This is a genomic window from Chryseobacterium sp. JUb7 (assembly GCF_024806495.1).
In the GTDB taxonomy this organism is placed as follows: domain Bacteria; phylum Bacteroidota; class Bacteroidia; order Flavobacteriales; family Weeksellaceae; genus Chryseobacterium.
On the sequence record NZ_JANUFF010000004.1, the window covers coordinates 1 to 26,036 of the forward strand.

Annotated in this window: 18 protein-coding genes; 13 read left to right on the forward strand and 5 right to left on the reverse strand. The window is 33.9% G+C overall.

What is annotated here, in order from left to right:
* Window positions 1–1,082 precede the first annotated feature (1,082 nt).
* Window positions 1,083–1,913, forward strand: coding sequence for a glycosyltransferase (locus tag M2373_RS09015; RefSeq protein ID WP_259109797.1), 831 nt, complete (start codon window positions 1,083–1,085; stop codon window positions 1,911–1,913).
* A gap of 97 nt (window positions 1,914–2,010) precedes the next feature.
* Here the strand turns inward: M2373_RS09015 and M2373_RS09020 are convergent, their stop codons facing one another.
* On the reverse strand, window positions 2,011–5,802 hold the full coding sequence (locus M2373_RS09020; protein WP_259109800.1) for a fibronectin type III domain-containing protein: 3,792 nt from the start codon (window positions 5,800–5,802) through the stop codon (window positions 2,011–2,013).
* Between the two features lie 517 nt (window positions 5,803–6,319).
* On the opposite strand from M2373_RS09020, the gene M2373_RS09025 reads away from it, so the two are divergent.
* The 9 genes from M2373_RS09025 to M2373_RS09065 all read left to right on the forward strand — a co-directional run bounded on the left by M2373_RS09025 (window position 6,320) and on the right by M2373_RS09065 (window position 17,577).
* Entirely contained in the window at window positions 6,320–7,150 is an 831-nt protein-coding gene (locus M2373_RS09025; RefSeq protein WP_259109803.1) for a glycosyltransferase family A protein, read from the forward strand.
* An 890-nt stretch (window positions 7,151–8,040) separates the two neighbouring features.
* On the forward strand, window positions 8,041–8,580 hold the full coding sequence (locus M2373_RS09030; protein ID WP_259109805.1) for a YMGG-like glycine zipper-containing protein: 540 nt from the start codon (window positions 8,041–8,043) through the stop codon (window positions 8,578–8,580).
* A 55-nt stretch (window positions 8,581–8,635) separates the two neighbouring features.
* Complete coding sequence (locus M2373_RS09035; RefSeq protein ID WP_259109808.1) at window positions 8,636–10,270, forward strand: LIC_10190 family membrane protein; 1,635 nt, start codon at window positions 8,636–8,638, stop codon at window positions 10,268–10,270.
* A gap of 50 nt (window positions 10,271–10,320) precedes the next feature.
* Entirely contained in the window at window positions 10,321–11,391 is a 1,071-nt protein-coding gene (gene aroC, locus M2373_RS09040; protein ID WP_259109810.1) for a chorismate synthase, read from the forward strand.
* A gap of 15 nt (window positions 11,392–11,406) precedes the next feature.
* On the forward strand, window positions 11,407–11,970 hold the full coding sequence (locus tag M2373_RS09045) for a thioredoxin family protein (RefSeq protein WP_259109813.1): 564 nt from the start codon (window positions 11,407–11,409) through the stop codon (window positions 11,968–11,970).
* 173 nt (window positions 11,971–12,143) lie between these two features.
* Entirely contained in the window at window positions 12,144–12,683 is a 540-nt protein-coding gene (locus M2373_RS09050; RefSeq protein WP_259109815.1) for a TlpA disulfide reductase family protein, read from the forward strand.
* Window positions 12,684–12,765: 82 nt separating this feature from the next.
* Window positions 12,766–13,113, forward strand: a complete 348-nt coding sequence (locus M2373_RS09055; RefSeq protein WP_259109818.1) for a YkvA family protein — start codon at window positions 12,766–12,768, stop codon at window positions 13,111–13,113.
* Window positions 13,114–13,320: 207 nt separating this feature from the next.
* Entirely contained in the window at window positions 13,321–14,688 is a 1,368-nt protein-coding gene (pyrF, locus tag M2373_RS09060) for an orotidine-5'-phosphate decarboxylase (RefSeq protein ID WP_259109820.1), read from the forward strand.
* A 69-nt stretch (window positions 14,689–14,757) separates the two neighbouring features.
* Window positions 14,758–17,577, forward strand: a complete 2,820-nt coding sequence (locus M2373_RS09065; RefSeq protein WP_259109823.1) for an aminopeptidase — start codon at window positions 14,758–14,760, stop codon at window positions 17,575–17,577.
* A 58-nt stretch (window positions 17,578–17,635) separates the two neighbouring features.
* On the opposite strand, the gene M2373_RS09070 is transcribed toward M2373_RS09065, so the two are convergent.
* Window positions 17,636–18,502 (reverse strand): lamin tail domain-containing protein, encoded by an 867-nt coding sequence (locus M2373_RS09070; protein WP_259109826.1) that lies wholly within the window; start codon window positions 18,500–18,502, stop codon window positions 17,636–17,638.
* Between the two features lie 218 nt (window positions 18,503–18,720).
* Window positions 18,721–19,512: a carbohydrate binding domain-containing protein gene (locus tag M2373_RS09075; RefSeq protein WP_259109831.1), complete on the reverse strand. Its 792-nt coding sequence runs from the start codon at window positions 19,510–19,512 to the stop codon at window positions 18,721–18,723.
* 188 nt (window positions 19,513–19,700) lie between these two features.
* On the opposite strand from M2373_RS09075, the gene M2373_RS09080 reads away from it, so the two are divergent.
* From M2373_RS09080 to dusB, 3 genes are all read left to right on the forward strand, one after another.
* Window positions 19,701–22,898, forward strand: coding sequence for a hypothetical protein (locus M2373_RS09080; RefSeq protein WP_259109834.1), 3,198 nt, complete (start codon window positions 19,701–19,703; stop codon window positions 22,896–22,898).
* A 79-nt stretch (window positions 22,899–22,977) separates the two neighbouring features.
* Entirely contained in the window at window positions 22,978–23,640 is a 663-nt protein-coding gene (locus M2373_RS09085) for a membrane lipoprotein lipid attachment site-containing protein (protein WP_259109836.1), read from the forward strand.
* An 82-nt stretch (window positions 23,641–23,722) separates the two neighbouring features.
* Window positions 23,723–24,718 (forward strand): tRNA dihydrouridine synthase DusB, encoded by a 996-nt coding sequence (dusB, locus tag M2373_RS09090; protein WP_259109838.1) that lies wholly within the window; start codon window positions 23,723–23,725, stop codon window positions 24,716–24,718.
* A gap of 61 nt (window positions 24,719–24,779) precedes the next feature.
* Here the strand turns inward: dusB and deoC are convergent, their stop codons facing one another.
* Together deoC and M2373_RS09100 are read right to left on the reverse strand one after the other, a co-directional pair.
* Complete coding sequence (deoC, locus tag M2373_RS09095) at window positions 24,780–25,526, reverse strand: deoxyribose-phosphate aldolase (RefSeq protein ID WP_259110517.1); 747 nt, start codon at window positions 25,524–25,526, stop codon at window positions 24,780–24,782.
* 3 nt (window positions 25,527–25,529) lie between these two features.
* The gene (locus M2373_RS09100; RefSeq protein ID WP_259109841.1) at window positions 25,530–26,000 is read right to left on the reverse strand and encodes an Lrp/AsnC ligand binding domain-containing protein; all 471 of its coding nucleotides are present in this window, start codon (window positions 25,998–26,000) and stop codon (window positions 25,530–25,532) included.
* Window positions 26,001–26,036 lie beyond the last annotated feature (36 nt).

Below are 26,036 nucleotides of genomic sequence, written 5' to 3' on the forward strand. Positions count from 1 at the left end.
ATTATTTTTATAAAAATTTTTTTTTTTTTTTATCAAAATAAAAAAAAAAAAAAAACCCCAAAAAAAAAAAAAAATTTTTTTTTTTTTTTTTTTTTTTTTTTTTACCGGCGCCCCCCCCCCCCCCCCCCCCCGAAACCTGAAAATAAATTCAAAAAAAAAAAAAATACTTTAATCAGTAATTGGGTGATAATTTTTCTTTTCAAGAATTGAAAAGAAATCATCAAAATTTGTCATCATATAAAGATCCATACGAAAACGAACTATATACTGTATTTAGACACGGAAGTAACAAACTTAATGAAAGAGAAATAAAAAATCCCCGGACTTCTCCGAGGATAAAAACTAATAACCATGAAAACTCAAATTAAACATGAGTTACTTTTTTATATTGAAATATTGTGCCAATATTTAACGCAAATTTCATTTTAACTTTATTTTAATAGTTTAAAATTTTACAAGAAAACAAGGTCAATAAGTGAAAGAAGTTATAAACAATTGTCTTTTAGGAGAAATAAAAAAATAAGTTCTAAAGAGCATATGAAATCAGCATATAGAATGTTAAAAAGAATTAAGAAAATCTACTATCGTCGCTGAAATTTGAAAACCCCTCTTACGGGAGGGGGCAACTTTACTGAGATATTAATAACACTTATTAATTGAAATCAAATATAAAAATTTAATTATCAAACATTTATGACCACAATCACAAAGAGAATAAATTAAAATAAATCGTAAACATTCTACTGCCAAAGAGAATTACTTCAGAACTTGTTGATAATATAGTAACAGACTCTATTTTATCTTTATCCCGACAGTTTAAATTCCCAAATCCTTTTATACTAAATATTTTTGATTTAATAGTATGACCACAGTCAGGTATTGATAATAATTATCCAAATAAATACTCACCAAACAGTGACTTTAATTTAACGGTGAAAATTCATTAAAATCAGATTTTCAACATATTATATATTTTTGATTCAAAAAATAACGCTAAAATTAAAAATTTAACAAAAAAGAAAACTTATTTTAACGAAAACCATATTATTTTTTTATACCTTTATACTATAATTCTTTTAAAAGTGAATAAAATATCAATCCTTATCGCCAATTATAACAATGGCAGATACTTCAAAGAATGCTATGATTCTATCATTAGCCAGTCGCATGCGAGTTGGGAAGTTATCATTGTGGATGATGCTTCTACAGATAATTCTTTAGAGATTATTCATAACATCATTAAAGAAGATCCGAGATTTAAAGTGTATGAAAATTCATCAAACAAAGGATGTGGATACACAAAAAGAAGGTGTGCCGAACTTGCCACTGGGGATTATTGCGCTTATTTGGATCCGGATGATGCACTCTATCCTCATGCCTTAGAATGGTCTCTGGAAGAACTTGATGATAATGACAAAATTATAGCCACCTACTCTCAACTTAAATTTTGCGATGAAAAGCTTAAGCCAAAAAATATCTTTAACAAGATAAAACAGGTTCACAATAATAAATATTTCTTTAACTGCCCTATTCAGATTTCTGCATTTTTTGTATTTAAAAGAAGTGCTTATTTAAAAACAGAAGGTATCAATCCTGAACTCACAAGTGCAGTAGATCAGGATCTGTATCTCAAGCTTTTGGAAGTAGGTGATGCACTATTTATTAAAGAGCCATTATATAAATACAGATTGCACCCTAACGGAATCTCACAATCCAGATCTAAACAGAAAGCAAAAGATTCATTTTCAAAGGTCATTCATGATGCCATGAAGAGAAGAGGAATCCAGGAAATAAATAACAAATCTGTTCCTCAAACTTACACCAATGCAGAGGAAATTTATAAACTTCTAGAATATCAGACAAGAATTTTATACCGATTAAAAACTAAAGCTACGTTATTTTTAACCATGTAAATGTATTCAATTTGATTTTCATATTTAACTTAGTAATTATAAAAAAATAAGCTCTCATTTCTGAGAGCTTATTCTATTTTAAGATAATATCAAACTTTTATTCTTTGATAAATTTCTTTTGTGCCGTACCTTCTGTATCTTCGATGTCTATTACATAAACACCATTCGTTAATGCGTGTACATCAATTTTATTATTTAAGATAATCCCATTAGATACTATTTGACCCGCAGCATTGTAGATCTTATAATTAGCTCTTTTGCTGATATTCTTAACATTTAAAACTGTTTTAACCGGGTTTGGATAAATTGTGATTTCATCCTGGTTAACAGCATTAGGAACCGGTTGCTTAGAAATTCTTACGGTATAGTCTTCTACTTCACCATTATCGAAGTTTGTACAATTTACAGGGATCCCGTCTCTCTGCATTGCCACTCTCATCACTACATACTTATAGTCTGTCATACTGATGAATGCATCTGTAGGCACACTGAACGTTCCTTTAACAGGAGTCGTTGTATTAGGAGAAGAAACTAGAATTCTTTCATCGATATCAAAATATCCATTTCTGTTAAAGTCGATCCAGACCGCAATTCCTTCTTTATTGTTTGTGCCTACCCAAGATTTTTCAATCGTGATTTCGTTTCCTGTAGAACCTTGAACTAACTCAATAAACTTAGCAGGAATTCCTGTATAATCAGTATATGTAGAAGCTCCCGATGTATTTGTCATTTCCGGTTTACCGTTTGGCTTCACAGAAACTTTAGAAATATATTCATCTGCTGAATTTGTAGAAGACATATTACAATACATCACTGTTGGTGTTGTAAATACGTATGGTAATGTATATGTACCCGGAGTACCGCTACAAACATTCGCTACCATCATTTCATACTGAACCAACTCCTGTAAACCTGTAATAGTGTAAGTATTTGTATTAACAGCAACTGTTGTCCAGCTCGGAATACCTACTTTTCTGTATCTGATAAGATAAGAAGCTCCCGGGAATGGATCCCAAGCCACAACAGCTGTTGTAGTAGTAAGGTTGGTAATCGTTAATCCCGGAGGAGGTAAATCACATGTTCTTTCCGTAGTGAATACTTTTGGATTCGACCATGGATTAAGTGTGGTAGATCCGTCACATTTGTTTGCAATCTGCACTTCGTATGAAGTATACACACTTAAATTATTAAGAACATACGTATTGGCAGGAGCAACCGGTAAGTTGATATCAGCACTCCATCCTGCAGTACCGCTTCCTACTACTCTATATCTCATTACGTAAGTTGAGCTTGCCGCAAGAGGTGTCCAAGAGATTAATGCAGAAGTTGTTGTAATATTAGTGGCATTAACATTTGGAGGTGTAGGATCACACTTCGTAGTAAATTGGCTGTGAGAATATGCTCCAGGTGTCGTATTACAAACTGCAGCTACCTCAACCTCATATAAAGTTGCTGATAAAAGGTTTGTTAAATTAGTTGTATTGGTTGTTGTAGGGTAAGGGGCTGCTGCCACATTTACGGTCTGCCAAGCTCCACCACCACCTACTGGTCTGTATCTTACAATATAAGAAGCTCCTCCTAAATCTTGTCCCCATGTAACAGTAGCCGAATTATGAGTAACAGCACTTACAGTAGGCGTTGGAGTTGCATTGCTACAGATAAGAATTTTCACGTTATCAATAGCTGCTGGCGGTTGAGTTCCCCCAGATCCGTCATTTCTCCATTCGAATACAAGACGCATGGTCTGTCCTGCAAAACTGCTTATATTTAAGTTCGGATTAAGATAACTTTGCCAAGTACCTTGCTGGTTATAAGTTGTTCCTAACTGAATTCTACCTGTTCCTGCAGTAATCAGTGCACCGGAAGTGGGTGTAAATGAAACCGGAACCAACCATACTCTTAAATAATCCCAAGTAGATTCACCTTCAGCTTTCCAATCAAAAGATAAAGTAGCTGTAGTAGTACCCGCAGGAACTGTTACATCTCTGTATGCATGAACTGTACTGATTGCAGATGATATCGTATAGGCATTGCTCGTTCCGTTATCATTAGAAATATAGATTGACTTTCCTGTATTACCGGTAGCCGCACCATAGAACCATTTATTAACCTGTGTTCCGTTTGTAAATCCAAAATCATTGATTGTGGTGAAATCCTGAACATAAGGAATCGTTGCAGGAACCTGTCCTGTAGTAAAGCTAGGACCAGCTACCCAGAAGCTTCTGTCTGTACCCACACAAACTGAACGTACCCACCAGAAATAATTGGTGTTTGGTGCTAAAGTAGAAACAATAACAGATGTACCTGTTGGTACTGCTGTTCCAACAGTAGCCGCAGTTGGCGGTGTATTGGTTGTTGTAATATAATATTGATATCCGCTTGCAGGAGCAGGAGTTGGGCCTGTCCATCCTAATGTTGCAGTGTTTGTTCCGATTGCTGAAACAGCCAGTGCAGAAGGCACTTTACAAGTAGGAATTGTTAAACTGATATTATCAATTGCTCCCGGAGGTTGCGTACCCCCTGATCCATCATTTTTCCATTCGAAAACAAGACGCATCGTCTGTCCTGCAAAACTGCTTAAGTTTAAAGTCGTATTTAAATAATTTTGCCATGTCGTTTGCTGATTGAAGTTTCCTCCAACCTGAATTCTTCCTGTACCAGCAACAATCTGAGTCCCTGCTGTAGGTAAGTAACTTGTAGGAACCAACCATACTCTGATAAAATCGAAAGTACTTTCTCCATCACCTTTCCAGTCGAAAGATAATGCAGCTTCTGTAGTTCCAGCAGGAATCGTAATATCTCTGAATGCATGAACACTGCTCGTATTTGTAATCGAATATGCATTGGCAACTCCATTATTATTTGAAATATAAAGAGCCTGAGCAGGGTTTCCTGTTACTGTTCCTCTGAACCATTTATTAGTCTGAGTTCCGTTTGCAATCTCAAGATCATTCCCTACAGTAAAATCCTGAGTATAAGGCACTGTAGCCGGAACCTGAGTCGTAATAAAACTAGGACCCGCAACCCACACACTTTTATCTGTTGCTCCGCAAGAAGAACGTACCCACCAATAATAAGTGGTAAGTGGCGCTAAACCTCCCGGGTTTGCAGAAGTACCTGCTACTGGCGTTCCAGCTGTAGCAGCGGTAGGTGCTGTATTGGTTGTACTGATATAATATTCATATCCGCTTCCTGGTGCAGGAGCTGGTGCAGTCCAGGCTAAAGTAGCCGAGTTTGCTCCAACAGTAGGAGTAGCCATTGCAGAAGGCGGAATACAAGAAGGAATCGTTACATTGATATTATCAATAGCAGCAGCAGGCTGCGTTCCTCCTGAATTATCATTTCTCCACTCAAATACCAATCGCATGGTCTGTCCTGCAAAACTGCTTACATTTAATGTAGGATTCACATAGTTCTGCCAGCTACTCTGTAAAGTAAACTGACCTACCTGAATTCTTCCTGCAGCTGCAGTAATCAAAGTTCCTGCGGTTGGTGTAAATGTAGCAGGTACCAACCAAACTTTAAAATAGTCGTAAATAGTAGTAGTACCTTCTCCTCCTGACTTCCAATCAAATGCAAGATTGGCAATGGTAGCTCCTGCAGGAATTGCGATATCTCTATATGCCTGCACGGTACTCGCCGTGTTAATGGTGTAGGCATTACTCACACCATTGTCATTGGAGACATAAATAGAGCCTGCAGGATTTCCGGTAAATGTACCGTAAACCCATTTGTTGATCTGCGTACCATTAACAAACGTAAAATCATTCGCTGCCGAAAAATCTTGCGTATAAGGTAATGTTGCAGGTGCCTGACCATAAACGACGGGCATGACTCCGACGTTAATCAAACACAGAAGAAGTACTAAAAAAGTAGAAATTTTCTTCATAAGTTATTATTATTTATATTAATCGTGCAAATCTAAACCGTTTTTTAATAATACATAGTATATATCACGATGTTTTTTATAGAATTTTGAAATAGATAATAGTTTTCATATTCCATGTGATCAACTCATTACTTTATCCTTAATATTAAAACGAACGTTTAATAGTAACAATTACAAAAGTATAAACATTTATTTTTGAATTTTATTATTTGAAAATAAACATTTAACACTAATCAAATAAATAAACAATTAACAATCAATACGTTAAAAAAATGCAGTAGAAATGCAGTAGCCGTAATCTTGTATATTTCTTCTAATTTTGCAAACAAGGAATTAATAAAATTCTACTTCAAAAAACTCCATCTGATAACAATTGTATCTGATCTTAATAAGTTGATTATACTCAAAATGATCGCAACGATTTATTCAAATCTTTTCATGTTCCTTTTAATCAAAAGATACTTTCAGAATTCGGGTTTCGTGTAAATAAGAATTACAAACACTTAAGACTGAAAAAATGAAGAAAGTTTCAATTCTGATTGCTAATTATAATAATGGCAAATATTTTAAAGCCTGCTATGATTCACTTATTGCTCAAAAATATGAAAACTGGGAAGCCATTATAGTTGATGATGATTCGAAAGACAACTCAGTAGAAATAATTAAAGATATTATAAAAGACGACCCAAGATTTATTTTTTACAAAAACGAGATCAATCAAGGATGTGGATTTTCAAAAAGAAAATGTGCAGAACTTGCAACCGGAGATTTTTATGCATACTTAGATCCGGATGATGCCCTCCTTCCGGATTCAATCAGTCGATCATTAGAAGAATTCGACAAAAACAAAGACCTTATTGCTACCTATTCCCAATTATTTTTCTGTGATGAAAATCTTAAGCCTGATAAGATTTTTGACAAAATCAAACAGGTTCACAATAATAAATACTTCTTTAATTGTCCTATACAGATTTCCGCTTTTTTTGTTTTTAAAAAAGAAGCATATCTGAAAACATCAGGAATAAATGCAAACTTAAGAACTGCAGTAGATCAGGATTTATATTTAAAATTACTTGAATTTGGAGATGCCAAATTCATCAAAGAACCTTTATATAAATACAGACTACATTCAAGAGGGATATCTCAGGAATCTTCTAAGCAAAATGCCAAAGATTCTTTTGCCCGAGTAATTTATGAGACCATGCAAAGAAGAGGCATTAAAAGTATCAACAATAATAAGGTACCTGATCACTATACCAATTCTGAAGAAATCTACAGTCTGTTAGAATATCAGACAAAACCTTTATTCAGATTAATAAATAAAATAAAAATCATTATTTGTGCTTAAAAACAAAGACCTCCTGATGAGGGAGGTCAAAAAAACACAAATGATGAAAAAAAACTTTTTTATATTAGAAATATATTTTTGTCGTATTATATGTACAAAAATAGAATATCAAATCTCCTGATTTTATGCGCTCAGTCATAAAAAGATTATTCCTTATTATTTTCCAACAATCTGTGTTACATAAAATGGCCTCCCGATGAAAGGAGGCCGTAAAAACACAAATGATGAAAAAAATCTATTCAGAATGAACTGAACAGAATATCTTGAATAGCAAGAGCTATTATATTTTAAGAATATTCTTTTTTCTTTAAAATTCTAAATCTAAATATTCTAAAAAAGAACAAAATAGATGTCTAAGATAACAAGCATTATCGAAACAAACAAAATACTTTCAAAATAAATGAATAATTAGATATATCATTTTATTTTGAGTGGCAAATTTACTATTTATTTCTAAATACAGTGAATAAAAACATAAATTATTTGCTTTTATTTAAAAATTTTACTCAAAGTCATCAATAAATATTAATAATACTCAACTTCTTTTCTTTGGTTCAAAACCTGAGCAATAACCGGACCATCTTCCATTCTTATCAAGCTTCAATTTAAACTGTAAATTTTTGTGCTAAAATAAAGATTTAATGAATCAAAATTAATCATTTTACATCAACTAAATGAAAATCAGTCATTAAATTAAATTTATATTTAAATATTTTTTATTTAATTGAAAATTTACTTCTGGTTTCATACATCCTACTCTGACCAAACTACTAAACTTTTAAGTGTTTTTTATATTATTTAACATTACTTAACTAAAATTTGGCTTCATAATTGAAAATACATATAATGTTAAAGTCATTCGGCAGTAACAATCCTTTAAAATTTGAGTTATGAAAAATATAGTGTTAACAGGTATTTTGTCAGTTTTTTTAATGACAGCCTGTAAAAAAGATGATCAGGTAGCAGAAAAGTCTCTGGAACAGCAGAAAATGGAGTTCCAGATGAGACAGCTAGATATAGAGAAACAAAAATTGGCTATTGAAAAAGAAAAAATGGCCTATGAAGCTCAGAAAAAAGCAGACAGCATTGTGGAAGCAAAAAAAACAAAAAGTGAAGCCACCGCCAATGCCAAGCCCCAGGTGATCAGAGAAACACATACTGTCTACAGAGACAGACCAAGTTCCAGCTCGAATGGAAATTACGCAGACAACGGAAGCAGTGCATCTCAGGGAACCACTAAGAAAAAAGGAATGAGTAAAGCCGCTAAGGGTACTATTATCGGTACCGTAGGTGGTGCAGCAGCCGGAGCCATTATTGCCAAGAAAAACAGAGGTCTTGGTGCCGTGATTGGTGGTGTTGTAGGTGGAGCAACCGGTTATACAATTGGTAGAGCCGGAGACCGAAAAGACGGAAGAGTACAGCCAAAATAATTAATATATTTTCAAAAAGAATAAAAGATTGCTTATTTTTAAGCAATCTTTTTTTATGATTTTGATACTTCTTTCTACAATTTTTCTTATTCCTGCCTTAATGGGTTGGGGGAAAATTATGGAAAATATACTAGGTCCGATGTTTGAGGGAATCTCTGCAAAGATACTTTCCGGAATTTTGGGAATCAGTCTGATCTGGACCGTTCTTTCATTTTTTATTCCTTTAAATATATCTGTAGAAATTCCAACTCTTCTATTGGGGTTTTTTAATTTTTTCAGAAATAGATTATATCATAGTTTTTATTCATTTTCAAAAACAGATTTTTCATTAATTTTAATTGCTTCAGGAGTTATTTTATTTTCAGGATCATTTTATCCTTATATATTAGATCATTTTGGATATTATGTTCCGACTGTACAATGGCTTAGAGAATTTGGACTGGTTAAAGGGATTTCAAATTTAGATCTCACACTTGGTCAAATGTCGGTCTGGCATATTTTTCAGGCAGGATTTTCTAATTTTTCTGATCCTTTTTTAAGAATAAATAGCATTCTTCTGATTGTTTACTCCGTATACAGTCTCGAAAGAAAAAGTTGGATACAACTCTGTTTTGTTCCTGTGATGCTTTTATTTTCCCAGTCTCCAAGCCCCGATTTACCGGTAATCGTTTTTTCACTGATTATTTTAAATGAAATTATCCACAACAATAAAAATACTTCTCTCCTATTTGCTTTTTCAGTTTTTGTACTGGTCATAAAACCCACCATGATCTGGGTGCCTATTTTGAGTTTTCTCTACTCTGTATTTATAGTAAGGCCAAATTTCAAACATTTGATTCCTGGAATATTCATCATTGCATTATTTTTCATTAAAAATATATGGACCTTTGGATATCCTGTTTTCCCTGTGGCAATCGGAGATTTAGGAATATATTGGAAACCCGCTCCGGAAGTTTTAAAAACCTCCTCACAATATGCCATTCAGAAAACATATGATATGCAATATTCTTATGCCGAAATTCAAAAATTTTCAACATTGGATTATATCAGAAACTGGATTTTTCTGGATGGAATAAAATCAAAAATAAATATCCTGTTTATTCTAAGTTTGTTATTATTTACCGTTTTTACATTTATTAAAAAAAGCAGGATCATTACTTTCATCTGGATTTCTTTACTCATAAAAACAATTTTAGTATTATTATTTTCAGCACAATACCGATTTTTCACAGATGTATTTTTTGTCATTTTTTTCTTAATGTTCCTGAGCTATTTTAATCAAAAGAAATCCGTAATTGTATTTTCAAGCTTAAGCTTGTTTTTTATTGTGTTGCTGTCTTTCCCCAAGCTTGTTAAAACTTATCTGCCAAGCTTCAACCCCGGAAATTTCATGGGAACATTTAAAACTGATCAACTCTATCAACCTTCAGTCTATGAACCAACGGATTATGATACTTTCAGGGTCGGAAATCTAAAATTCAATGTTTCAAGAAAATATCCATATAATTATAAAACACCGGTGCCCGCTATTTCATCAAGTTTTATTTTTGATGATGAAAAAGCAGGTATTTTTCCACAATTAATAAATGAACATAACATAAAAGAAGGCTTTATCTGGAAAAATCTGAATTCCAAAGAAAAAAAAGAAGCTCAAAGCATCATCAATTCTATCAACAATTCATATCAATAGAACAAATTTCCAAGCCTTATTATCTGAATAAAAAGCTGTAAATTTGTGCTATGTTAAATACTCTAGGTAATCTTCTCAGTCTTACAACATTTGGGGAAAGCCACGGTCTGGCTTATGGTGGAATAATCAATAATTTTCCGGCAGGTTTAGCGCTTGATTTTGATAAAGTTCAATACGAACTGGATCGAAGAAAGCCCGGTCAGTCGGCAATTGTTACACAAAGAAAAGAAAGTGACACTGTAAAATTTCTTTCAGGAATTTTTGAAGGAAAAACAACCGGAACTCCCATTGGTTTTATCATCGAAAACGAAAATCAGAAATCAAAAGATTATGATCATATCGCCAATTCTTATCGTCCAAGTCACGCAGACTTTACGTACGATCAAAAATATGGTTTAAGAGATTATCGCGGCGGAGGAAAATCTTCTGCCAGAGAAACGATGAACTGGGTGGTAGCCGGAGCTTTAGCCAAACAGCTTTTATCAGATATTGAGATTAACGCATACGTTTCGTCTGTAGGTGATATCTTCTGTGAAAAACCCTACCAGGCATTAGATTTTTCAAAAACTGAAAGCAATGAAGTTCGTTGTCCTGATGCAGAAACTGCCAAAAAAATGATCGAAAGAATCAAAGAGATCAAAAAAGAAGGCAACACCATTGGCGGAACCATTACCTGCGTGATTAAAAATGTTCCTGTAGGAATTGGGGAACCTGTCTTTTCAAAGCTTCAGGCAGAACTGGGAAAAGCCATGTTAAATATCAATGCTGCAAAAGGTTTTGAATACGGAAGCGGATTCTGTGGGGCTAAAATGACAGGAAAAGAACATAATGATCTTTTTAACGAAGATTTTACTACCAAATCTAATCTTTCAGGCGGAATTCAGGGTGGAATTTCAAACGGAATGGATATTTATTTCCGTGTAGCTTTTAAACCCGTAGCCACTATTTTAAGACCTCAGGAAAGCATTGACAAATATGGAAATCCTGCTATTGTAGAAGGAAAAGGACGTCACGATCCATGTGTACTTCCAAGAGCGGTACCTGTTGTGGAAAGTCTGGCAGCTTTCGTTTTGGCGGATTTATTTTTGATCAACAAAACAAGAAATATCAATAATTTTTAATATAAATTTTAAGTAATGAAAAATTACTGGGATAAAGGGATTTCTTTCGAAGAATATGTACACATAGGAAGAGAAAGACTTGAAAATCCTTCTAATCAACAAGAAATTGATTACAAACAATATTACGAATTGGGACTTCAGAGAATGGACAGAACATTAAAAAAATATGTTCCGGATGAAGAGCAATTAAAAGAACTAGCTTCAAAAAACTTTGACGGAAAAATTTTAATTATTTCAGAAGCATGGTGCGGCGATGCAAGCGCTACTGTTCCCGCATTGGTTAAATTTTTTGAAGGTAGAAATGAAGTGAAAATATTCCTTAGAGACAGTGACAAAAGTTTAATCAGTCAGTTTCTTACCAACGGTACAGAATCTATTCCGAAAATTATTATCCTTGACGAGGATTTTAATGTAAAAAATTCATGGGGTCCACGTCCAAAATACGGCAAAGACCTATTATTAAAATATAAAGCTAATCCTGAAGAATATACAAAAGATCAGTTTTACAACGATCTACAGCTGTATTATGCTAAAAACAGAGGAAAAGATGCGGTTCAGGAAATATTAGAATTGCTTTAATTCAATAACTTCAATAACTATAAAATCCTTCGACTGCTTCACATTCAGGATGACAGCTGAAAATTTACAAAGAATAAATTAATAATAGCAATGTTATCGTATACGAAGTGAAAATCTCAATATTTTTCAGTTAAAATATACAGATTAAAACAATTTTTATCAAAAAAGTAAAAATGAAAAAAAATATAATTTATCTTGTACTGATAGTCATCATTGGAGTGATCGCCTTCGTTCCGGGAGTGAAAGACAAGCTTAAAGATATGTTCTTTCCCATTGCAACGATTGAAAATGCCGTTCATATCAGTGATGAAGATTATGATGTTGAACTAAAAGGAATCAATGCCCCGAGCACCAATCTTAAAAATTTCAAGGATAAAGCAATTTTTCTGAACTTTTGGGGAACGTGGTGTCCTCCATGCAGAAAAGAATGGCCTTCTATTCAGAAATTATATGATACCAGAAAGGATCATGTCGATTTTGTATTAATTGCAATGAATGATCAGGAAGATGCTGTGAGAAAGTTTTTGAAAGAAAATAACTACACTGTCCCTGTCTATATTGCACAGAGTCCTATCTCGGAAAAGATACTTCCAAAGGTATTCCCTACTACCTTTCTTTTAGATAAAAACGGAAGAATCCTGATCAAAGAAGATGCTTCAAGAGACTGGAATACAGAATCTACCCATCAATTTATTGATAATATTATTAAGTAAAGTTTAACTAAATTTTATAGTTAGTTGGTACAGAATTTGCGAAATTTGTATAGTTGAAAAATTATTTAAAACTAAACACAAAATGAAGTATTCAAAATTAAATTTGGCTAAAGAAGCGATCAACCATAAAGGATTTATAAAAAAAATTCCTGATATATTCAGAATGGTAAAAATGTGGCGCAAGGGTGACTACCCTATGAGGTCTATTGATATTATTCTGCCGTTGTTAGGTCTTTTGTATGTGATCTCTCCGATCGATTTACTTCCTGAGGTTGCTGTACCGGTATTAGGCGTTTTGGATGATCTTGCGGTTTTATCCCTGACTATTCCGAAACTAATTAGAGAAGTCGATAAATTTTTACTTTGGGAAGCTGAACGAAAATACAGCTCTGGAGATACTAAAATAATTGATGCGCAAATCATAAAATAATAAAAAACATTCCTTTCTGGAATGTTTTTTTGCTAATAACCTAATATATATTGAGCTCATCAAGGTTGTTCCGACAAAGTTTAAAATTCATCGTTTCCTTAAAATTAACAATAAACCAGGTTCGTTTTTCAGCAACGACGCAAAATTCACTATTGGCAATTGATTTTAACATCAATTTCTTAAATTTGCAACATCTAATAAAAAATAATGGAAAGTAAAAAAGAATTCTTTTTGGAGTGTTACAAGCTCGGTATCATTAAATTCGGAAGATTTACATTAAAAAGCGGTATTGAAAGTCCTTTTTATGTAGATTTAAGACCTCTGGCTTCGGATCCTAAAATTTTAAAAAATCTGGCAAATTATTTACTGGAAATGCTTCCTTTAGATAATTTTGATCTGATCTGCGGAGTTCCTTACGCTGCTCTTCCGATGGCTACAGCTATGTCGTTGGAAAGTTATATTCCATTAATTATTAAGAGAAAAGAAGCCAAAAATTACGGAACCAAAAAGCTAATTGAAGGAATTTACCAGAAAGGACAAAACTGTCTTTTGGTGGAAGATGTGATTACTTCAGGAAAATCTTTGATAGAAACGATTGCAGAAGTTGAGCAGGAGGACCTTAAAGTAGCGGATATCGTGGTTGTTTTGGACAGAGAACAAGGCGGAAAAGAACTTTTGGAAAGCAAAGGCTACAGAGTTCATACCCTTTTCAACATTTCTGAAGTTTGCAAAATTCTTCAGGAAAATGGTGAATTATCGGATGAAGAGGTAAAAAGAATTCAGGACTTCCTACAGGGGAATCACATTCAGTTTGAAGAAAAAGTAAGACCTTCTTATGAGAAAAAATTAGAGGTTTCACAACATTCTGTTTCAAAAAAATTATTAGAAACCGCTTTAGCAAAAAAATCAAATTTAATTGCATCAGCTGATGTTACCACAACTCAGGAATTATTGGATCTTGCTGAAAAAGTAGGTCCGCATGTGATTGCATTAAAAACTCATATTGATATTATTTCTGATTTTGATTATGAGAAAACGATAAGCCCGTTAAAAGCTATAGCTGAAAAACATCAGTTTTTATTAATGGAAGACCGAAAATTTGCTGATATCGGAAATACGCAGGAACTTCAGTTTACAAGTGGAGTTTTTAAAATTACAGATTGGGCAGATTTTGTAACATCGCAGGTAATCGGAGGGTTCGAATCTTTAGACTGTTTCAATAATGTAGGTGTTGTGGCTATCGTGGGAATGTCTTCCAAAGGAACTTTAACCACCAACAGCTATAGAGAAGAAGCATTAAAAATTGCTTTATCACATCCAAATGTTATCGGAGGCGTTTCACAAAATATAATCCCTGAGGATCTTTTACTGTTCACCCCAGGTGTAAATTTGGCAGATTCAGGGGATGGAAAAGGCCAGCAGTACAATACTCCGGAACACGTTTTCAAAACACTTCATACTGACTTTATTATTGTAGGAAGAGGAATTTATAAATCTGATAATCCAGAACAGGCAGCCGTTACTTATAAAAATGAAGGATGGAATGCTTATTTGAATTCTTTAGAGAAAAAGTAACTCAGAATTAACTTTTTCTTTCTTGAATTATATACAAAATAAGTTATATTTGGTACTTTATCAAGAAAGTTGAAAAGAATCAGTATTTGTCTTATTTTGTTTCTGGGGGTTGTAGAGGTTTCTGCACAGAAAGATAGTATTTATATCGAAGCACAATTGTCTTCAGATAAGAAAACGCTGGCTGTGAATCAGGAGCTCGTTTATTATAACAACTCTGAAAAAGACATCAGTTCCATAAAACTTTTAAACTGGGTTTCGGCTTATCATAAAAGAGGAACATCATTAGTTTACAGAAAACTTGAAGACAGAAATACGGATCTGCATTTTGCCAAAACAGAAGAGCTTGGAAAGCTTTTAAGTTTGAGTATTAAAAATTCTGATCAGCTGGAAATTCCGGTCAATAATATTTCTGATGAAAACTTCTTTCTTCCTTTGAGCAATACGTTGAAGCCGGGAGAAAGTATAAAATTACAATTGCAATATCAGATTCAGCTTCCTGATAAAAAATTTACAGGATATGGGACTTCTGATAAAAATATAGCTTTAAAATATTTCTTTATTGTTCCGGATCATTTTGATCCGGACAATATTTCCAAAAGAAATTATCATGATATTGAAGAATCCGTAAGTTTTAATACGTATTGGACTGTCAATTTCGATCTTCCTGTCAATCATTTTATAGAAAGCAACCTGAAACAGATTCAAATGAATTCTTTTAAGGGTTATCTTGATTCTGACCCGGAGTTTTTGATTTCACAAAATGAATACCCATCCATCAATGTTGATACGGAAGGAATTCACACGGAAGTAAAATTTGGTTATAATTTAAAACCTGAAGAAAAACAAAACTTAGAGTTCTACCTTCCGTTACAGTTAAAGTTTATAAAAGAAAGAATCGGTTTTCTGCCTGAACGTCTTTTTATTTCTGAAAAATTCAGGGAAAAAGAAGATTTCTTTGGAAACAATGATATTACCTTCTGGAAATTCAGGTTTCAATTGTTTACCGATGCTGAAAAAACTGATCTGGATTATTTTGGAATTATTGCCAAAAAGATCTTAGACGAAAGTACTATTACTGATAAACAGGATTATCACTGGTTCAAAAACGGATTAAAATCTTACCTTGAAATTCAATATCTGAAAAATTTCTATGCAGATGCAAAGATTTTGGGGCATTTACCGGAAGCTAAAATTTTGGGGGTAAAGCCTTTAAAATTGTTTCATGCGTCGAAAGTTAATCTGATTGACCGCTATGGTCTGACCTATCAATATATTGTTGCTCAAAACCTTGATCAGAAGATTGATGAAAAATATGCCGTTCTAAGTAATTTTAATGACATGGCTATCAGCAGTTTTGAAACCGGAAGCCTATTCAACTACTCTGCCGAAAAAATGGGTTATAAAAAATTCAATACCCTTGTAGAGAGCTTTATTAAAAGAAATACTGACAAGCAGGTGGATCCTAAAGATTTCCTGAAAGAGCTGGCAGAAGTTGATAAAAGAACAGCTTATCTTACAGATTTTATCTCCAGAAAAAACAGAGTTAATTTTAAGCTGAAAAAAATAAAAAAAGAAAACGATTCTTTACACATTAAAATTTATAAAAATACACAGGCATCCATTCCTGTAAAGTTAGAAACACAAACCAAAGAAGGTGAAGAAAAAAACTATTGGGTAGAAACTGAAGAAAATGAAAAAATAAAAACTTTTTCTATTCCGGCGCTGGATGTTTATAAAATCACGCTCAATGATGATTATATTTTCCCTGAATCAAAATACAGGGATAACTTTTTATATGCAAAAGGATTTTTCTCTAATACCAAGAAGATAAAATTTAAACTTATAAAAGATATTCCGAACCCGGAGTTTAATGAAATTTATGTAAGTCCGCGAGTGCGTTTCAACAATACATATGATAAATTTCTCATTGGATTTAATTTCAAAAACCAGTCTTTTTTTGATCAGAAGTTTTTATACTCTGTTACTCCTACTTACAGTACAGGAACAGGAAAACTAACCGGTTCTGCAGGAGTTTCCTATTCATTTTTACCAGCAGAAAGTATCATCAGAAGTTTAACTTTTGGTGTTTCCGGTTCTTATTTTCATTACGATTATGATCTGGCTTACAGAAAAGCTTCTGTTTTTTCAAATATCAATTTCAGGAAAAATCCAAGAAGTACCGTGAGCCGAGGTATTGGTATTTCGTATAATTACCTAGAGAGAGATCTTAGTCCTCTCATGATCGCCAGAAATGATTATGACAAATACGGTCTTTGGAGTGTAGGTTATGGATACAGTGACAATCAAAGCATCCACGAAAAAAGTTTAAGTGTAAGTACGCAGTGGATGGAAGATTTCCATAAAGTGGCAGCAGAAGCCTTCTATCGTTGGGAATTTGCTCCAAAACAAAAATTAAGCGTCAGATTATTCGCTGGATATTTTATAAAAAACAATACCCGTAATAATACTTTTAATTATGGAATTTCCAGAGTTTCAGATTATTCCTTTTCCTATAATCTTTTAGGGCAAAGTGCAACAAGCGGTATTTTATCACAGCAATATATTCTGGCCGATGGTGGTTTTAAATCTTTTCTTCCCGGAAGTGTCAATCACTGGATCGGTTCTGTAAATGTAGATTCCAGTGTATGGAAAATTTTCCATGTCTATGCTGATGCGGGAGTTTATCAAAATAAGAATCAGCCGACAAAATTTATTTGGGACAGTGGTATCAAAGTAAGACTTATCCCGGATTTCCTTGAAATTTATTTCCCGGTTCAGTCTTCATTAGGATTCGAACCTTCTTTCAAAGATTATGCAAAACGAATCAGATACACCCTGGTCCTAAACCTTGGATCAATCATTAATGCTGCAAGAAGAGGTTGGTATTAAAAAAAACAGCTGTACAAAACTGCACACTGTTTTTCATAGTATATACATTTCATTTTTATTAATCTTTTAAAATCTTTTGGGATACAGGCTCATTGTTGATTGTTCCTGTAACGATATAATTTCCTTTTGGTAAATCCGTTACATCCAGATTATATATAGGTCTTGTGGATGATTTTTTCACCATTTGACCAAACATATTGTAAATTTTTACATTTTGAATTTCGCCTCCAAAAATAATTTCATTTTCTTTAACAAAAGAGTTTTGAATAAAATTATATTTAAAGTCATTGAAGTCAGTTTCTGCAATGGCTAATGTTCCGCCTCCTGAATTAACAGGATTAGTAACTCCGGTAGTGAAATCAATCGTATTATCATTTGTATCACCGGAAATTCTTTTAATAGCTGTTGTGGTAGTCGGAGAAGGAGCCGGTCCTGAACCTTCAAACTGATTAGCCGTTAATCCGTATCCTACAAAATCTGCAACATTTGAACTCAAAGGACCTGTAACCTGTACTGCATTATTGGCTAAAACTATTTTCCCGGAAGTAACAGCGATTCCAATTCCTACGGAAGGATTAGAAGATCCGTCAAAATTAATAACTGTGGTAGCAATAAAATCAGGGCTCGGAAGATTTACAGTTCCACCTCCACCTGTTGCCTCTTGAATCAAGTAGCTTTGACCGGGGCTCAAGGTAATATTTGGTAACGTATGATATTGAGTAAACGTAGATGTTGCCGGAGCATATTGGATTGTTGCTCCAACAAGAGAAGCCGTAGATGAACCTATATTTTTTAAAACTACGTAGTCATTCTTCAGAGTAGATCCTGTGTTTCCACCTCCACCATAAATTTCATTAATTACAATTTGGGCATTTGTAAATAGAATTACCGAAACGAATCCGATAAAGGTAAAAATCTTTTTCATAATAAATTATTTGGTGTTTGTAATTAACTGAATACAAAAACAATACCACCTGAACGAATTAATTTCATTCAAAATAACGCTATTATTAATCACAACCACCGAAATATTATATTAAATGAAAAATATTCATTTAATATAAGTCTTATTTATAAGTTTAAACATAAAAAATCCGTCGTTTCTGCGAAACGACGGATTATATTTAAAAAATTCTATAAGAATTAGTCTTTTAAAATTTTCTGAGAAACCAATTCATTGTTAACTGTACCTGTTACGATATAGTTCCCTTTTTGTAATTCAGAAACATTTAAAGTTTCGTTTTCTTTAACAGAAGCAGATTTTACAACCTGTCCGAACATGTTATAAACTTTTACGTCTTTTACGTTGGCTCCAAAAGTGATTCCTTCAGATTTAACAAAAGTATTTTTGATCATTCTATATTTAGATGCCGCTACTTCTCCTGTAGCTAAACTTCCTGCTGCTACAACAGAGAAATCATCAAATGCAGCTACAGTTGCATTATTATAAGCTCTTACAGCTAACTGTAATGTTGTAACATTTGCAGGAGCAGTAACCGTAGTTGTAAACTGAGTCCACGCACCAGAAGTTGCTAAGTATCCATTCTCAGGTCCTCTTAAAGGATCTGTACCTACTGTACTTGCGTTACCTTGCTGATAGATAATATTTGATGATGCATCCTTATAAACTGACCATATTCTTGCGTCAGTACCATCTCCTGTTGCTTTGTACCAGAAAGAAACAGTATAAGACTGTCCTGCACTTACAGGAACATCCTGATAAAATCCTGTAGTTGCTGTTGCATTTTGATACTGAGCTGAATTCGTTCCATTATGACCATCAGCAGCTACCAAATTTGGTAATTGATATGAATTAGTAGGTCCAGCAGTCCATCCTGTCAATCCGTTATTAAAAGTTGGATTAGATACTAAGTTCTGAGCAAATGCACCAGTTGAAATTAATGCTACTGCAATAAGAGAATAAATCTTCTTCATAGTTTAAAAATTTAATTATTAATAATTTACATTACAAAATTACAGGAATTTTTCTTTTCAATACAATAATTGGGTTAATTTTTTGTTAATAATGCTAAAACCCTAATCATTAACATTTTTTAGCTATTTTTACCAATTATTTTTACTGAGGCTTGCGGAATTATATCCTGATATTCGTGTTGTTTTTTATGGGCTTATTCTCAAGTAACGCACAGGTTTTTTCATGGACTAATCCCAATATCCCACAAGACAGTATAAAAAGAGACAGTATACTTGCTGCCAGGCTTGAACAGGACATTTTTGCAAAAGATACTTTAGATTTTGTTAAAACAAGCAACCGAATAGTTGTAGATGAGGCCGTACTTGCTAAAAATGATAAAAAAAGATTTCTTGGAGAGCTAAATTCTAAAGGTTCCATTATTAGGGGAATCACGTTTGGTAACAATCAGGGGCAATCTGTACAGAGCTCTATGGATTTACAGATTTCAGGAAGACTTTCGAAAGATGTTACTATTCTCGCCAGTATTTCAGATCACAATTTACCCATCCAGGCTGATGGATATACGCAAACTTTAGAAGAGTTTGATAAAATCTATATGCAGCTTAATATTAAGGATAAATCGATCTTAAGAGCCGGTCACTTAGACTTGGTAGAATCTAAAAATTATTTCGCCAAATTTCAAAGACGAAGCATGGGTCTTGAATTTCAGACCGAATTCGGCAAAGAAAATAAGACATTTGTAGATGTATCCATGGGTGTTGCCCGAAGTGAATTTCACAGGGTTCGTTTTCAAGGGGTTGAGGGAAATCAGGGACCATATCGACTAACAGGTAAAAACGGTGAACAGTTTATCACTCTTATTTCAGGTTCGGAACAGGTTTTTATCGACGGTATTTTAATGAAACGTGGAGAAAACCAGGATTATATCATTAATTACAATACAGGAGAAGTTACCTTTACCAGTTTCCGTCCTATTTTCCAACAAAACTTCATTACTATTTCTTATAACTATACAAATAGAAATTATTCCAGATATTTATTTACCGGAAAAGTAGAGCATAAAAGAGAAAAACTGAAGCTGGGGCTGAACTGGTTTATGGAAAATGATAATAAAAATGCTCCGCTTTCTTTAAATCTTTCTCCTGAAGATGAGCAGATCTTAGCTGATGCCGGGAACAATCCTGATCTGATGTACGCTCCATCGGGAGTCGTTACAGAATATGACGTAAATAAAATACTATACCGATTGGTGCAAAACCCGAGCGGCAATTATTATCAGTTTTCCACTGATCCGAATGAAACTCTTTATACAGTTTCTTATACTTATTTCGGATCAAATCTTGGAGACTATAAAATTACTCAGACTACCAATAACGGTCGTGTTTTTGAATATGCAGGACCTAATTTGGGAGATTACAGAGCAGTAAGAAAATTACCTTCACCTCAGAAGTCTCAGGTATACTCTTTAAATTCGGAGTATTTACTAAAAGATGGAAAAATAGGTGCCGATTTCTCCTTAAGTAATTATGATGTCAATCTTTTCTCATCAAAAGATTCGGATCAGAATGTAGGCTACGCATGGCGTGTATTCGGAAATAAAAAGTTTACAAAAAATAACTGGAACGGTACTCCAAGCTTTGAATATCAGTACATTGACAGACAGTTCCATATTCTGGACCGTATTAATGATGTAGAATTTTCCAGAGATTTTAACCTGGCTCAGGAATTCAGCGGAAGAACACAAAACAGATTTATTTTCAGCTTTTTAAATAAATGGAATAATAAATCAACTTTAAACTACAGAGTCAACTATCTTGATGAGCAGGATTCTTATAAAGGAATTAAAAATGATCTTGATTTCGGATGGATCAAGAAAAAATTTTTCACCAAAGGAAATCTTTCTTACCTAAGTACCAATGCTACTCTTCAGGACACCAAATTCATCAGAGGTGGTGTTTCTACCGAATATACCGGCAAAAAAGGAAGTTGGGCAATCGGTGGTAGTATGGAACACAATGAAAAGAAATACAATGACACCCAGTTGATGGATGTTACAAGTTTCAGCTGGAAAGAAATTTTTGTTCAAAAGAAAATCGGGGACAGTACAAGAACAAAATTATTGGCTAAAGTTTATATGCGAGACAATGATTCCGTTCGTGATAACAGGCTTCAAAGCATGAATAACATTTTAGGATTTATGGCAGAAAGTCAGTTGATTAAAACAGAAAAAACTACATTAAATGCCTTAATTCACTATAGAAAATTCTTCTATCAGAATCAGGATGCCGATATGTCAAGGAATAATGATTTTGTAGTCGGAAATATCCTGTACAACCAACAGCTTTTCCGAAACGGTATGCGTCTGCAGGCATTTTATGAATTAGGAAACGGACAGGAAGCGCAAAGAGAATTTCAGTATATTAAAGTAACAGATGGGCAGGGTGTCTATAAATGGACCGATTATAACGGTGACGGAATTCAGCAGCTTGACGAATTTGAAATTGCCGAGTATTCGGATTTGGCCCAATATATTAGAGTGTACACCAATTCTGTACGCTATTTACCTTCCAATAAAAATAAATTACAGCTGGCTTTATTCGTCAACCCATCTGTCGTTTTCAATTCTGAAAATGCATTTTTAAAACGTTGGAATTTTAATATTTCCTTAAATTCCCAAAACTCTTTCTATAAAAAAGACAAGGTTTTGGTGATTAACCCATTCGAAAAAAATGCAGATCAGATTCTTAAAAATCAAAATATTTTAACATCAGTTCAGTTCAGTCCGACAGAGAAGTCAGGTTGGAACGGAAACTATCGTTTTATCTCTAATGACAACCTCATCAATGCCAATTTCAGTAATGAAGAGCGTGAACAGACTTCTCATTTCCTGAATATCGGATACTGGTTCAACAAAGAATTCAGAGTAGACTGGGAAAATTCCGTTCATGATATTAAAAACTCTTCACAGCTTTTTGCAACACGAGATTACCGTCTGAATAACTTTGAGACCAAGCCTAAAGCGACTTATAAGTTCACAGATGCTATTCAGGCCGAACTATCTTCTGCATACCGACAAAAACAGAGAATGGATGGAGAAGAGCTACTGAAAGCTTTTGATGTTACAGGAACCATTCAGTGGGACCGAAAAAAAACATCCATTAGAGGAAACTTCTCATTTATTAATAATGATTTTAACGGAAACAATTTCAGCATTGTAGGAAACCAGATGCTGGATGGTCTAAAACCTGGAAAAAACCAAGTCTGGAGCGTATTTATTCAACAGGCTATCAACTCATTCCTGCAGCTAAACCTTAACTATGAAGGAAGAAATTCCGGAGACCGAACAATACATATCGGAAGTATGCAGGTGAAAGCAAGTTTTTAGCAGTTCATTATTTTTTTAGCATAAGTCATTTAATATTTCAAAATATTATTCTATATTTAGTGAAATATTAATTATCACCATGAAAAAAATTCTTTTTACACTTTTCAGTGTATTCATTCTTTCTGCATGCCAGACGAATGAAACTGACGATCTTAACAACCATCATGAAGATCTTACATCAAAATCACAACTTTCAAAAAACACTACAGGAACTTTAATGTCTTCTGTAGATAAAAATGTTCTATGTGGTGGTGGAAGCTTTACCAATCCTATTAATGTTAATCCAAATTATCCTTATATCACAGGTTATACTGTAGCATTTTGGGATAACAGTCCTTTAATACAAGGTCCGGATGTAGATAGATATACAGTTGATTTATCACATTTTGTGATCAGAAATCTTTTCCCTTGGGATGAAGTAATCTCTCCGAGTATATTCCCTATTTATTACGGATATAGTAACGAAACTGCTTTTTCTATATTTTCAGAAGGGCACAATTGGGAGACTAAAACGTTTACCATCGGACAAGATGGTGATAATGCCGCCATCTATGGAGATATGTTTAGCGGACCTGGTGGGTTTATGACAAATGATGCTACCAATACCGTTTTACATGGTTTTAAAAGTATGTTGGCTGCTAACAATTTAAATATTTACAACATAAAAGCGATTCATATAAAAACTGATGGCTTATTGTGTATTCCCTCAGTAAATTATATAAAAATTACAATAAAATATTAGCTTGCTATAACAAATAACACTTATAAAATCCTTCAATCAAATTGAGGGATTTTATTTTTTAAGAATTTCGTAAATTTGCGCCATGGTAAAAATAGGCAACATAGAACTGCCGGAATTTCCGCTTTTGCTGGCTCCGATGGAAGACGTGAGTGACCCTCCGTTCAGAAGATTATGTAAAATGCATGGTGCAGACTTAATGTATTCAGAATTTATCTCTTCTGAAGGCTTAATTCGTGATGCGATGAAAAGCAGAAAAAAACTCGATATCTTCGATTATGAGAGACCCGTAGGAATCCAGATCTTCGGTGGTGATGAGGAAGCCATGGCGATGTCAGCCAAAATTGTGGAAACTGTAAATCCTGATTTGGTAGATATTAATTTTGGATGCCCTGTAAAAAAAGTGGTTTGCAAAGGAGCCGGTGCCGGAGTATTAAAAGATATAGATTTAATGGTTCGCCTTACAAAAGCTGTTGTAAGCTCTACTCACCTTCCTGTAACGGTAAAAACTCGTTTGGGTTGGGACAGTACTTCTATCAACATTGATGAAGTTGCAGAACGTCTTCAGGAAACCGGAATCAAGGCATTGACAATTCATGCCAGAACCAGAGCCCAAATGTATAAAGGGGAAGCTGACTGGGAGCACATTTCAAGAATCAAGCAAAATCCTAATATTGAAATTCCAATTTTTGGAAACGGTGATATTGATTCTCCTGAAAAGGCTTTGGAATACAAGCAGAAATATGCCTGCGACGGAATTATGATTGGTCGTGCAGCTATTGGATATCCATGGATTTTTAATGAAATTAAACATTTCTTCGAAACCGGTGAACATTTACCGGAGCCTAATATTTCAGACAGACTACTGGCAGTCCGCCAACATGCTGAATGGAGTGTTGAATGGAAAGGTGAAAGACTTGGACTGGTTGAAATGAGGCAGCATTACAGCAACTATTTCCGCGGGGTACCTCACTTTAAAGAATTCAGAAAGAAATTCCTTGAGGTTTTTACCTTAGAAGAAATGGATACACTTATTAAAGAAACTCAGGCCTTTTATACAGAATATCAGGCACAGTTATAAAAAAAATAAAACCATCAAAATATTTTGATGGTTTCTTTTTATGTATTGAGTGAATTTTATTTTAATATCCTTCTGAAGCGGACTGATTTTTAATCAAAGCCAATGCTGAAGACGTTCCTATTCTTTTAACGCCCATATTAATCATTCTCTCTGCATCCTCTGGAGTTCTAACACCGCCTGCTGCTTTTACAGGAAGTTTTCCGGCATTATCAAGCATAATTTTTACACCTTCAAATGTTGCTCCGTTTGGCTTTCCACCGGTAGTTTCATAAAAGCCTGTAGATGACTTTACAAAGATATTTGACAAGTCGTTATCAGAGAAATTTTCCTCTGCCCAATCAGAAATATTTTTAGTAAGATCTGCAATCTGCTCATCTGTTAAAGCTGCAATTTCGATAATCCATTTCGCAATTTTATGATGCTGTAAGCACAATTGTGTACATTTTACAAATTCATTTTTTACCAGATCCGTATTTCCTTTCAGGTATGCATTATAATTAATAACAAAATCTAATTCGTCTGCTCCGTTTTGTATTGCCTGAGTAGCCTCTGCAAGCTTTTCATCTATGGAATACGTTCCTTCATGAAAACCTATAACAGTGCCTACTACAACATTTGAATTTTTGTCGTTGATGTACTTTTTAATTTCAGATACATAATCCGGACGGATCATTACTGCAAAAATACCATTATCAATAGCTTCCTGTGTAAGTTCTATATCTTTTTCTAAAGTTTCTTCGTTTGACATACCTGATTGTGCGGGCGTTTTCAGATAGGTCGAATCCAAATATTGTGCAATGTTCATAATCTGTTATACTTTCAATTGTCTGTAGATACCTTGTTCCAAAGATATGAAAGTTTCTGTTCTTGTCACGCCTTTTAGCTTTTGAAGTTTGCTAAGAATTTGCATTAAGTGATCATTATCTTTACACAAAACCTTTAAGAAAGTTGTATAATTACCGGTTGTGTAATGAGCTTCCACCACTTCATTGATATCTTTCAGAGACTTTACCACTTCCGGATAGTGACTTGGCTGATCCAAGAATACACCAATATATGATATTACTTTATATCCGATTTTTTTAGGGTTTAAGAAAGAGATTGAGTTTTCAATAACACCTGCATGTTCCAGTTTCTTTATTCTCTGGTGAACAGCTGTAGTTGAGATCCCAACATTTTTTGAAATGTGAGCTAAAGAAGTTTTAGCGTTATCCATCAACATATAGATAATTTCTTTGTCGATTGAATCCAAATGGTAGTTTGCGTTGCTTGAATTTTTCATTTTCTACTTTTTTTTATTATTTATGTTTTTACTAAT